Annotated in this window: 8 protein-coding genes, 1 tRNA gene and 2 pseudogenes; 7 read left to right on the forward strand and 4 right to left on the reverse strand. The window is 59.3% G+C overall.

Annotation, left to right across the window (positions count from 1 at the left end):
• The first annotated feature begins 21 nt into the window (after positions 1-21).
• The 4 genes and pseudogenes from NKI97_RS07800 (at position 22) to NKI97_RS07815 (ending at position 4,830) form a co-directional block, all read left to right on the forward strand.
• Positions 22-365, forward strand: a pseudogene (locus NKI97_RS07800) (VOC family protein).
• 122 nt (positions 366-487) lie between these two features.
• Positions 488-562: transfer RNA gene (locus NKI97_RS07805), tRNA-Gln, on the forward strand.
• Positions 563-1,198: 636 nt separating this feature from the next.
• Positions 1,199-3,388 carry a calcium-binding protein gene (locus NKI97_RS07810; protein WP_352745389.1) on the forward strand — a complete coding sequence of 730 codons (2,190 nt, stop codon included), beginning with the start codon at positions 1,199-1,201 and terminating at the stop codon, positions 3,386-3,388.
• Between the two features lie 554 nt (positions 3,389-3,942).
• Positions 3,943-4,830 carry a LysR family transcriptional regulator gene (locus tag NKI97_RS07815; RefSeq protein ID WP_352745386.1) on the forward strand — a complete coding sequence of 296 codons (888 nt, stop codon included), beginning with the start codon at positions 3,943-3,945 and terminating at the stop codon, positions 4,828-4,830.
• Between the two features lie 21 nt (positions 4,831-4,851).
• Here NKI97_RS07815 and NKI97_RS07820 read toward each other — a convergent pair whose 3' ends face one another.
• From NKI97_RS07820 to NKI97_RS07835, 4 genes and pseudogenes are all read right to left on the reverse strand, one after another.
• Positions 4,852-5,064, reverse strand: coding sequence for a DUF2274 domain-containing protein (locus NKI97_RS07820; RefSeq protein ID WP_352745471.1), 213 nt, complete (start codon positions 5,062-5,064; stop codon positions 4,852-4,854).
• Positions 5,061-5,987, reverse strand: a complete 927-nt coding sequence (locus tag NKI97_RS07825; protein ID WP_352833388.1) for a hypothetical protein — start codon at positions 5,985-5,987, stop codon at positions 5,061-5,063. The genes NKI97_RS07820 and NKI97_RS07825 overlap by 4 nt, the downstream gene beginning before the upstream one ends.
• 548 nt (positions 5,988-6,535) lie before the next feature.
• Positions 6,536-7,070 (reverse strand): annotated as a pseudogene (locus NKI97_RS07830) (sugar phosphate isomerase/epimerase family protein); the annotation flags it as partial.
• 109 nt (positions 7,071-7,179) lie between these two features.
• A complete protein-coding gene (locus tag NKI97_RS07835; protein WP_352745381.1) occupies positions 7,180-7,560 on the reverse strand; it encodes a hypothetical protein in 381 nt (126 codons plus the stop codon).
• Between the two features lie 426 nt (positions 7,561-7,986).
• Here NKI97_RS07835 and NKI97_RS07840 point away from each other — a divergent pair, with 426 nt between their 5' ends.
• The 3 genes from NKI97_RS07840 to NKI97_RS07850 all read left to right on the forward strand — a co-directional run bounded on the left by NKI97_RS07840 (position 7,987) and on the right by NKI97_RS07850 (position 11,757).
• On the forward strand, positions 7,987-9,174 hold the full coding sequence (locus tag NKI97_RS07840) for a magnesium transporter (RefSeq protein ID WP_352637103.1): 1,188 nt from the start codon (positions 7,987-7,989) through the stop codon (positions 9,172-9,174).
• A gap of 484 nt (positions 9,175-9,658) precedes the next feature.
• Positions 9,659-10,933, forward strand: coding sequence for a tetratricopeptide repeat protein (locus NKI97_RS07845; RefSeq protein WP_352833391.1), 1,275 nt, complete (start codon positions 9,659-9,661; stop codon positions 10,931-10,933).
• A gap of 11 nt (positions 10,934-10,944) precedes the next feature.
• Positions 10,945-11,757, forward strand: a complete 813-nt coding sequence (locus NKI97_RS07850; RefSeq protein WP_352833394.1) for a FecR family protein — start codon at positions 10,945-10,947, stop codon at positions 11,755-11,757.
• Positions 11,758-11,777: the final 20 nt, after the last annotated feature.

Below are 11,777 nucleotides of genomic sequence, written 5' to 3' on the forward strand. Positions count from 1 at the left end.
CGCGAACAAAAAGGCAGAACGATGAGAATGACCGGAAAGCTCGATTATCTGGAAGTGCCGGCGACGGGCGGAACGCTGGACAACGTGAAGGCTTTCTACAGCGCAGCTTCTCATGGTCGTTCACCGATTACGGGCCGACCTATTCAGCTTTTGCCGAAGGGCTGGACGGCGGTTTTCAGGCGGACGGCGAAGATGCGCCGGTCAAGCCGCTGCCCCTGCTCTATTCCGAAAGGCTGGAGAAAACATTGAGCGCCGTCGAAAATGCCGGCGGCACCATCATCAAGCCCATCTTTTCATTCCCCGGCGGCAGGCGGTTCCATTTCGTCGATCCGGCCGGCAATGAAGTGGCGCTGTGGGGTGAATAGGTCCGTTCAAAGTGACGATTGCAAAACTGGCGGGTCGGTCGCGCATAGTCGATATGTCGGCATTGAGCTTTCTCGCGGCTCGTCCTATAAGGCCGCGCGCACAGCGGGCAGGCTCCGGCTGTTGGGGCGTCGCCAAGTGGTAAGGCATCGGTTTTTGGTACCGACATTCCCAGGTTCGAATCCTGGCGCCCCAGCCAGTTCTCCAATTCTGACGATCTCCCGAGTCGTAATCTCAGTTGCAAACACCTTGGTCGCGGACTGGTATCTGCGGTATCTGTCCACAACAAATTGGTGTCTCCGGCAGAGAGCGCGATGCGGCTGGCATCTTAGTTTAATGTCGGCTCAATTGGCCGGTAGTCAAATACATCTTGTAGAAAAAAGCAGTTTTTCTGCCATGTCTTGGCGTTCTATCTTATAGTTTGAGACTTTTTATAATCCAAAACATCGGATTTTTTTTCGCTTTTCTTCAGATAAGTCAGCGCCTCCAACGCCTCTCTAGTAGCAACCGGCCAATCATCAAACTAATTTTAATAAAAATTCAATTTTCTTTTTTAAACGGCGTCGATCATGTTATCTTATGCTGTTAGTAACAAGTAGAATGTAGTAGAAATATCAATAATCATCTCTCGGAAAACAACGTTGGCATCTCTGAAGATAAATTTGCTTTGCACAATGTCGACTATCCCTAAGTATATTTTTCGCCGCAACGTGAGAACCCTGCCACCGATCAACCATTCTATCAGGGCGTGCAGGTATGTGATTTGGCGCTAATATACACCTTCTAGTAGGCAGGCATCCGCGGGGCGCTATCGAATCAAAATGAGGGATTATGGATGGCGACTCTCCATTACACGTCGGGCGGATCCGGCACGGACATTGCAAAAGCCGGATTCAATCTGGCTAGCGTGCAATATGTTGACCAGGTCAACGAGCTGCCAGAGGGCATGAAAGGCTTGGTCTATCTCGACGAGGCCAACGGAGTAACGCAATCCTTTATCGACAAGGTTACTCCTTTCCTCGGCAATCCGAACGTATTTGGGTTCTTCCTGGTTGACGAGCCGGATCCCACCGGCCAATGGGGTACCTACGCCTCTGCCGCAAATCTGAAGGCAGAATCCGACTGGATCCATGAGCATTTTCCAGGCGCCAAGACCTACATCACAATGATGAGCTTGGGGACGTCGGCGAATCCGGATTTTAGGGGCACGTACAATCCCGCCAATACGGGTATCGATTACTACGGCATAGATGTCTATCCCGTCCGCACGGATGGCCCGGTCGACTACAACATGATCGATAAATTCGTCGCCGCCGCTCAGGCATCGGGCATCCCGACGAGCCAAATCGTTCCGGGCTACCAGGCGTTTGGAGGTGGCGAGTATAACACCGACATGGGTGGCAAATATGTCGTGCCCACCGCCGCCCAGATGGAAACCATGATGGAGCACTGGGCCAAGCTGGTTCCGTCACCCGCCTTCGACTACGCATACGCTTGGGGTTCGCAGCGAGGCGACACCGCGCTTGAGAGCTCCCCGGAACTGCAGACCGTTTTCCGGGAGCACAATCTCGCAACGACTGGGACCGCTCCGCCTCCCGTCGACACAAGCGACACCTTGTATGGCACCAGCGGCGACGATGTGTTTCACGGGGCCGGCGGCCACACGATGATCGGCTATGGCGGCAATGACACCTATTATGTCGATGACGTCCGCGATAAGGAGATTGAGGCGGTGGGCGGCGGTACCGACAAAGCACTTGCCTCCGTAAGTCATGCTCTTGCGGCCGGCTCCGAGATCGAGCTTCTCGCCACCAACAATGCATCAGGCACGGCGGCAATCAACCTCACCGGCAATGAGTTCGCCCAGACCATCCAGGGCAATGCCGGCGCGAACGTCATCAACGGCCTCGGCGGCACCGACACCATGACCGGCTATGGCGGCAACGACACCTATTATGTCGACAATGCTGCCGACAAAGTGGTCGAGGCCGCTGGCGGCGGCTCCGACAAGGTGCTCGCCTCGGTGAGCTATGTCCTTTCGGCCGGCTCGCAGGTCGAGCTTCTTGCGACCACGAACCCCTCCGGTACGGCCGCAATCAATCTCGTCGGCAACGAGTTCACGCAGACCATCCAGGGCAATGCCGGTGCCAATGTCATCAACGGCGGACGCGGCGCGGACACCATGATCGGTTATGGCGGCAACGACACCTATTATGTCGACAATGCTGGCGACAAAACGATCGAGGCGGTAGGCGGCGGCACCGACAAGGTGATCACTTCGGTGAGCCATGCGCTTACCGCCGGCTCGCACATCGAGCTTCTCGCCACCAGCAACTCGTCCGGCACGGCGCCGATCCACCTCAACGGCAACGAGTTCGCCCAGACCATCCAGGGCAATGCCGGTAGCAATGTCTTCAATGGCCTCGGTGGTGCCGATACGATGGTCGGCTATGGGGGCAACGACGGCTACTATGTCGACAATGTCGGCGACAGAGTGATCGAAGCGGTAGGCGGCGGTCGCGACAACATAGCCACCACGGTGAGCTATGCGCTTGCGGCCGGCTCGGAGGTCGAGCTTCTCGCCACGAGGTATCCGTCCGGTACGTCTGCAATCAACCTGACCGGCAACGCCTTTGCCCAGACCATCCAAGGCAATGCCGGCGCGAACATCATCAACGGTGGCGGCGGTGCCGACATCTTGACCGGTAACGGGGGCAATGATGCATTCGTGTTCAACAGCGCTCTTGGAGCCGGCAATATCGACAGGATCACCGACTTCAACAAGCTCCAAGACAAGATCCAACTCGACGACGCGGTTTTTGCCGGCCTAAAGCTGGGTGGCCTTTCATCCGATGCTTTCTTTGCTGGCACGGCCGCGCATGACAGCTCCGACCATATCATCTACAACAGCTCAACCGGGGCGCTCTCTTTCGACAGCGACGGGATCGGTGGCGCAGCTCAAATACAATTCGCCACCCTCTCTCCAGGTCTGTCGCTTGCAGCAGGTTCGTTCCTTGTGATCTGAACGACCCGGAACGGCGGACCTTCAATTCGAGCCGGTCCGCCGCTCCGTCTTTGTTCAAGCGCCGGATTTCCGAGATAGATGTTTTGGCCGGTATTGTCCCTGGAGCTCGCGGGCGAGCCCCTCCATTAGATGAGCGCGAAAACGGAGTGGTCTCTTTCGAGTGAGTGTCCTTCGGGATCATCGCTGCGAGCGCCCTACCATCGCTGATCGGCTCGTGCGAGCCCTCCCCTGCCAGCGGACCCACCGTACCGACGCAGCATAAATGACGGCGAGGCGCCGTGGCCGACCATGAGTGCCACTCGAGTTTAAAGGTTCTCCTCAGGTCAAGGCGGCGCAAACCATACACACATTCGAGCTCGTCTACTCCGATGCGCATTCGGGGATCGCTCCCGGTGATGGCGAGAGATTGCTGCACGCCACCTGACGTCCGTTGTTTCTTTCATAAGAGGCGTCGGTGGCCTCATCTGAGTCAATACTGAGATTTGGTGATAGCCCGCCGCGGCCAAAAGCGCTCAAACGTGTGCGATTTGTCGCCACCTAGACGTCGAGCAGAGATGCGGAACTCCATTCAACTAGCGACTCTCAATTATGCGCTTGTAGTCGCCGAGGAGGGCAGCTTTCTGCGCGCGGCACGGCGCACTGGGATCGATCACACCGCGCTCAGCCGGCGCATCCGCGATCTCGAATACGAGATGGGAACGAGGATATTTCATCGCCATGCCCGCGGCGTTGGCCCAACCCCGGCCGGCGAGCGTTTCCTCGATCGTCTTCGCTCCGTGCTGCTCGAACTGGACAATACTCTGACGCTGGCCAGGACGGGCATCAAGGATGAACAACAAAGGCTTTCCATCGGCTCCAACGGACTCATCCTCGCCGGGCGAGCGCTGGGTGCAATCATTGAGTTCGGGAAATGTTATCCAAATGTGACCGTCAGCTTGATAGAAGGTTCTCATCCTGAGCCCAGGGCTGCGATGGGCGGCACGCAGGTCGACGTCACCGTCACTTCCTCCTCCCGATCCACTGGCGGCGCATTCGAACTGAAATTGTGGAAGGATACCCTAGCCGTCGTACTCGCTTCCAGTCATCCTCTCGCAAGCCGTCCCGTGATCGAGTGGTCGGAGCTAGGCCAAGAGACGCTGCTCGTGCGCAGGGGCGAAGCATTTCTGCTCGCCGACGCTGTTGGAAATGGCGTGCAGCTTCCCGCAATCGTCGAACATCACGTCAGTGCGGGCATCCTTCTGCGCCTCGTCGGAAACGGTCTGGGAGTCGCTCTGATCCACGACGGAGATTCCAACGGTGTTCCTGAAGGTGCCGTCTGCCGTAAGCTGCGGATCGGGGGCAAGCCAATCCAGATCTGCAATTTTGCCCGTTGGCGCCCGGACAACGCCAATCCTGCCCTGCCGATCTTCATCGCGTTCCTGCGCGATCGGTATTCGTCCTGACGGCCACAATGACCCGAATAGTCATCCCGCCTTCAGGGTTCGTCGGGCTCTAGCAAAGGCTCTGTCCGTTGCCATGAACCGGGTCAGCATCGGCGCTATCAGCTTGCCGGATCGGCGACTATCTGTCCGGTCTCGCGGCCGTTCAGCATAGGCGACGAAATCGCGATGAACGGCGCCGGGCAGTTCGGCCGTGATCTTGACCGGACGGTCATCGGGAATGGCGGAGAGTTTCAGCTTGGTTGACGGATCCTTCGGCGCCGCTCCCGGTCAGCACCAAAGCCTTCGGCGATGCGCACCAGGTCGCTGAGCGCTGAACGGATTTGTGGCCAGGGGAACTCGGAGCATTCCTCCCATGCCTCGCCTTCGCGCAACACGGCATCGAGCTTGCCGGCCACGCCAGCGAGAGTCGTTGCGTGGGTGGTTGAGAAGGCTTCCAGAAAATCCTTCGCCCGGTCGCAAGCCTCGCGTTCGGCCCTGAGTGCAGCGGTGTAACCTGTCTCCTCGGCCGCCGCATTCCAGCGTGCTTGATGCATTGCGAACTCAGTTTCGGCCTTCTCTCGGAGAGCGGCCGTATCCGGCCCTTTGCCGAGCACTTCATGTAGCCTCTCGATCGAGTGGACCGTCACCTGCTCACCTTCGGGCACGCGGAGGGTCACACAAGGAAAGCCGACGCTCTCGACAAGCCTTGTCTCTAAACGCTGCTGCTTGCGGCAAAGCCGCTCGGTCTGTTTGTGGACTCTCTCCCATTCCCGCCAGAGCGCCAGTGCAGGATCAGAACGCACATTCGTGCTTCCGGCGCCGCTTGCGGGCGCGTTGCCTTCGAGCGTCCACGCGGTGGTGGCCACGACTGTTCCCTCAAGCACTCGCCTGCGGGTGACGTAAGGCAGAGTCGTGGTATTGTCGGAATCAGCCATGATCCGAGCTCCATCAGCTTGGGTTGTGGTCAGGCTGACTGGAGTGTTGGCGCGCTCCGGCCAGCCGCCGCACGTGCGATGCAAGTGCGGTGCACGTGCATATCTATGCGCCTTTTGAAACTGAATATCAAGCCGCAGAGCGAAAATGACAAAAAAGCCGTTCACCACCCGCCTTGACCCGCCGGTGTTGGCCTTGGCGCAACAGCTTGCAGAAGCGGAGCGGCGTTCTATCACCTCGGTCATAGAACTCGCATTGATCGAGTACGCGGAACGGCGCGGAATCAAGATAAGTGCGACGGAAAGGGAATAGTCAGAAGCGGGCTGGCGGACGCCGCCAAGGTACTGGGTTGGCGAGCACGCATGCGATCACATGGAGCAGAAATCAGCCGATGGCCCGGCTGGCCAACGGGTACGCGACTGGCACCTTTCCGGCCCCTGCCCGCGCTCGACCTCCACGGACCGGCCAACCAAATGCTGGCCGGCGTATCGTAGGCCGGCAGGCGCACTCTTTCTTACAATCTCATCGAAAACAGGACCGACAAGACGCGTTACGGTCGATCTTGCTAATGCGGAACGGCTCGCTGGCAACGAGTTCGGCAGCTCTGGTCGAATTGGCAGCACCACAGCCGAGAATTCTCGACCTTTACTCCGCCGCTCCGCGCTCAGCGCGATCGTTCAAGCCGATGAGGTTTTTTGCCCGGGCCAGGCAATCGGGCTGATCGTTGCGATAACGGGGTCCGATTTCCATGATGAGAACGGTCCCCCGCAAGAAGGCCAGCTCACTGAAGATGTCATCCCATTCGATATCGCCCCGGCCGAGAGGCATGTGCAGGTCGCCTATCCCTAGCGCTGCATCCTCCTGCGGGAGATAGGTTCTGTGGAAGCCCTGCCGGGCGCCCGAAGGAGTCATGGACATGCAGGTGCCCTGCCACCGGCGCCATGGCCCGCAGCTGCTCGCGGAAGTTCAGGCCGCGATGGGTGGATTCAATATAGGCGTGACTGAAATCGATAAGCGCCACCAAGTTCGGATGGCCGACCGCCTTAACCGTCTGCGCCACCTCGGCCGGGGTCTGCCGAAACTGACCCGGTTCCATGGCGAAGAGGTTCTCAAAGGCGATGATGATCACCGCCAGCTTGCGGGGCCACCGCGACGCTGGCTCTGCGGTGGCAGGAGCGTTTGGCGGTCGCCTCACCCCAGCTCTTGACCTTGTCCCTGCCCTTGAAGCGGATCACCAGACCCGATACCGCCTCGCAGAGCGCACCCCGCACATCCGAGTCGCCGGCTTTCGAGATCCGTCCCTGGACGTCAATCGTGGAGCCGGATTGCTAGCGCCGCGACAGCGAGCGTGGCATGGTTGCACGGCTTCGACGGCCTGCCGATTGGCGGTGAGCCGAAGCCGATAAGCAACCAACTAAAGACCGAGTTCGAAAGCCGTCAGCGGTCGGTCCACCAACCGCTGGCGCGGGCGGCATCGAAGCACACTTTCCTAGGGTGGGGGCCTTTGAGCGCGGCTTTCAGAGCGGCAACGCCACGATTATACTCTTTCGTTTTGTCATAATTCCCATCCTCAACAAGAAAGTCGCCAAAACGTCTGTCGTTATAGATCGATTGAGAGCAAAACAAATAAGCCGCCATCTGATATCCATAATCGAAGGCAACCGAGTTAGCGCGGGCGGCGGTTGGAACGAACGAGTTTGCGCAAATCACCATTGCCGCGACCGGCATCATGCCTACGCAAGATAATTTCATTGTTGTTGCCCTCTCCCAAGACGCAACGAACTTGCCGAAGTTTTTGCCTTGGTGCAAGACCGTCATGAAATCGTCCTCGAAGGAGCTCGTGCTCCACATCCTTCTGTGCAAGCAGTCGCAGATCTTAACCGGCCGTGGCGTCAATACCTGGTGAAACTGGCAAGATGCGCCGGATGAGGCAATCAATTCGAACGCCGGAGACCCTGCCTCTGCAGAATTTCCGGGTTTAAGTTTCATTGGTGCGGCGTGCTCGCAAAGCCCAAAAGACCGGTGAAGTTCGCAACACGTCAAATTCTCGGCGACACTCTGACGTTACAGCCCGCCTGTATGCACCCACGCAATGACGCAGATCTGTCTGGGTTCGGTCCACTCGGGCCCGAGAGGCGAAGATTTCGGGATCGAGGCGCTTGGGCCACTGCGCGCCAGACAGAGCGATCCGATCCGTGTCATACTGTCAGAGGCAAGACACTAGTAATTTGGGGGCGGCGGCAGATGAAGGAAGAGAACGACGTTCAGAAGCTGGTACGCACGCTGCGTGCTCGAGCACCTGATGACGCGGCTGAATTGCTTGCCCGAGAGTCTCCCGAGTTCATCCGGGACACACTAAAATTGTTGCCGGATGGGCACGCCCGCAAAGTGGCGGAGCATTTGCCAGCGCATATGAGGCCTATCAAGCCTGATACCGATGGCAAGGATTTCGTGATCCCCGATTCGCTCGTCGAACTGATGGACCCGATTCCCGCCAGCGTTCCTGTCGGGACGACGGTTGCCGCCGCAGTGGAGGCGGTCAGACGCGCCCAGGTGCCGACCGAGCTCACTTATCTCTACGTCACGGACGGGGGCGATAAATTGGTTGGCCTGGTGGTCCTGCGCGATCTGATGCTGAGCGAACCGGACGCGATGGTCGATCAGATCATGCTGCCAAAGCCGTTCGCCCTTAACGTCGGTCTGTCTTTGAGCGACGCCTGCAAGGCGGCGGTACGCCGTCACTACCCTGTCTATCCGGTGGTGGACGCGGAGAACCGGCTGCTCGGGCAGGTTCGCGGCTGGCGCTTGTTCGAGCAGCAAATCATCGAGATTTCTGCCCAGTCTGGCCAGATGGTGGGTGTCCAGAAGGAGGAGCGTTCTTTTACGCCGCTATTTTCAGCCTTTTTGAAGCGTCATCCGTGGCTGCAGCTGAACCTACTAACGGCCTTCATGGCCGCTTTCGTGGTCAGTTCGTTCACAGGCACGATCGAGAAGATCGTCGCCCTAGCGGCATTTCTACCGGTGTTGGCCGGGCAGAGCGGAAACACCGGCTGCCAGGCATTGGCTATGACGCTGCGTGGCCTTGCCCTGGGGGATGTGGACAAACGACCGAAGCTGCACCTGGTGATGCGGGAGGGCGCGCTCGGGATTGCCAACGGCGTGCTCGTCGGTCTTGTGGCGGCTGCGGCGATGTGGTTCTACGCGTCGCGGCAACCGGAGTCGGCGGCCCAGGCGCCCATGCTGGCACTTGTGATCCTGCTTGCCATGTCCGGATCGTGCCTCATGTCCGGAATCTCCGGCGTGCTGATCCCGTTGGGCCTGCGCCGGGTCGGCGCCGATCCGGCGGTCGCTTCGGCGATCTTTCTCACCACCGTGACCGATATCGTAGGCATGGGCCTGATGCTGGGGCTGGCCACCATGCTCGTGCTGTAGCAAGACGCGTCCGGTGACGCGTCCCTGGGAGTCGGGGGCGATAAGCTGACCTCCTCGCGTTCAACGAAATAGCAAGAGCCAGGCCGCATCGCGCACGCGTCGCGATAAGCACCTTCCGGCAGCTCTCCGACCCTGCGCAACGCGACGGAAGACCTTTGGATGAGCCGTGGGTGACCTTGAAGCCTCATTCGGTGACCAGATACGCGCAGAATCGCGCAAACAATATTAATCTTGTCGGCTGCGCGATCCGCCACTGATGATGATTTGATTTAGTTGCCGCTGGTGCCGAATACTTCAATCGTTACTGCAACGCTGAGAAGATTTCTTACAACCGGCGCAGCCGGAATAGGAATAACTCCGATGGTTTGTTGCGCGGCTGCAACAGCTGTTGAAAACTCGGACGATTTCGTCAAAGTTCAGTCGCTTTTTTTCTTGTGGTCGTGCTAAGTCCTTGCACTAGTCGGGTTTGGGGTGGGTTCTCGGCATGCAATCTTCGTTTCCAGCTATCTTCGGCTTCGCCGCGGCGCTGCTTTGTACCGGCGTATTGCCGGCCGGCGCGCAGGGTCTCTTTCCGGCCTATGACGATGCGTTTTCGGCCCGCATCGCCAGTCCGGCCGACAACGGAACGCTCGCCCAGTTCGTCACAGTTGCCGTCAACGCGGGGCAATACGATCAGGCGATCTCCTCAATCGAGCAGTATCTGATCAAATATCCCCGCGATGCGCGCGCCCGGCTTGCGGCCAGCCGGCTGTACTACCACGTCGGCTCTTATGAATTGGCCCGGCGGCAGGTGCAGTATGGCATCGAAGTCGGCGGCCTGACCGCAAGTGAGCAGCAGGAAGCTGTTCGCCTGCTCGCCCGCATCGAGCGCGCGTTGCGTGGCGTCACCTGGGAACTCGCCCTGACCGGCGGCGTGTTCAGCGCATTTACCGATTTTGAGCCCGGCGGGGCGCAGGACGACGACAGCTTCGTCTCGCCCTATGGGCGGGCGGAAGGCTTTATGCGATGGGACCTCGGCACGCCAAGCGCCGACGCTCTCGTCCTTTCGGGGTCGTTGACGGCGACACAGCGCTTTTTCACGGAAGACCTGTCGGTTCCGGGTAGCGAGAAGACTTTTATCCACGGCGACGCAGCGATTACCTGGGACAAGGGACTGCCCAACAGTGGGATTGATTCGCTGCGCCTGCTGCTTTCGGCGTTTACCGTTACAGATCGTTTCGACAGCGATATCCACGAAACCGGCATCGGTGTCAGTGGACGCTTTCTCGTGCGCCCGACGGTCGAAACGACGCTTTTCGCAGGCGGCGGCTACATCGATCTAAGCCCCTCGCAAGGCATTTTCGCCGATAGCAGGGTTTTCTATGAGGCAGGCGGCAGCTACCGCTTCCGCAATGGCCAGGCGCTCGGACTGCGCCTGGTCGGGTCGAATGACTTCGCCTCCGGATCTGGCGAAATCGGCCGCAGCTACACGGGCGAGGTCCGCTATGGCGGCCTGTTGATGAACGTACCGGATCTTTTCGCATGGTCGCACCAGATCGCCTTTTCGGCCGGCCACAGCGACACTCCCGATCTGTCTGTCGGCATCGGCACAAACATCAAGAGCGACTTCTGGCGCATTGCCTCGGAAAGCGATTTTCAGCTGACGGAGGCGCAGAAGATCAGCGTCGATCTCGCCTATCGCGAAACCAACTTCGACATCGCCAACCGCGACCGAAAATCGTTCGAAATGCTCATGAGCTATACGTTGACGCTCAATTGAAAGAGGCCGCGATGAGGACCCCGTACCGTCAGATCGCCATTTTTATCGCCTGCCTTGCCTTCGCGGCACCATCCGCCGCTGAGACGGTCGGGTCGATGACGGCCTACCAGACCAACATCGTCCGCAACAACGGCGGGACAATGAACGTTGGGGCCGGCGTCGAACTCGGCGACCAGCTGCGCAGCAATCCCACCGGTCTTGGAATGCTGGTGTTCCGGGACGAATCGAGCGCCAAGATTGGTCCGAACACCAGCCTGACGATCGATGAATTCGTCTACAATCCGGGCTCCGGATCGGGAAAGATCGACATCGGGATGAACAGCGGCCTGGCCCGGTTCTATGGCGGCCAGGTTTCGAAAGGCGGCGTCATGCAGGTTGCGACACCGCATATGGTGCTCGGAGCCAGAGGCGGCATCATCGAAGTGCTGGTGGCAGCCGGCCAGACCGTCGGCATTCTGCGCGCCGGCCGCATGACCTGCACGATCAATGGCAAACGGCTGGTCATCACAAACCCGGGCTACGCCTGCACATCGGAAGATGGCAAGCTGCTGACCGGCTACGGCGGAATCGACACCTTCCCGATATTGGACAGCATCGACCGGATAGCCGGCACCGGCCTGCCAGGCGCACCGGGTCCGGGACTGGATGTAAGCGCGCTTTGTGCGTCGGCACTCGGCGGCTCGCTCAAGGTCTGCGAGTCCAGCGATGGCGCACTGCCGGGAGTGGTCATGGAGTTCCCCGACAGCCCAACGCCACCTGCCGGCGGCGGGATGGAGGATAATGGCGATGGCGATGGCGAGGGCTGCGACTACTACTGCAACTAGGCCCGGCCGCGCGACATGAG

The sequence above is a fragment of the Mesorhizobium sp. M0296 genome, from assembly GCF_040321675.1.
Taxonomy (GTDB): Bacteria; Pseudomonadota; Alphaproteobacteria; order Rhizobiales; family Rhizobiaceae; genus Mesorhizobium.

Coding starts and splice junctions, on each gene's coding strand:
- NKI97_RS07810 (WP_352745389.1), top strand. CDS start 1,199: ATGGCGACTCTCCATTACACGTCGGGCGGATCCGGCACGGACATTGCA.
- NKI97_RS07815 (WP_352745386.1), top strand. CDS start 3,943: ATGCGGAACTCCATTCAACTAGCGACTCTCAATTATGCGCTTGTAGTC.
- NKI97_RS07825 (WP_352833388.1), bottom strand. CDS start 5,987: ATGACCGAGGTGATAGAACGCCGCTCCGCTTCTGCAAGCTGTTGCGCC.
- NKI97_RS07835 (WP_352745381.1), bottom strand. CDS start 7,560: ATGACGGTCTTGCACCAAGGCAAAAACTTCGGCAAGTTCGTTGCGTCT.
- NKI97_RS07840 (WP_352637103.1), top strand. CDS start 7,987: ATGAAGGAAGAGAACGACGTTCAGAAGCTGGTACGCACGCTGCGTGCT.
- NKI97_RS07845 (WP_352833391.1), top strand. CDS start 9,659: ATGCAATCTTCGTTTCCAGCTATCTTCGGCTTCGCCGCGGCGCTGCTT.
- NKI97_RS07850 (WP_352833394.1), top strand. CDS start 10,945: ATGAGGACCCCGTACCGTCAGATCGCCATTTTTATCGCCTGCCTTGCC.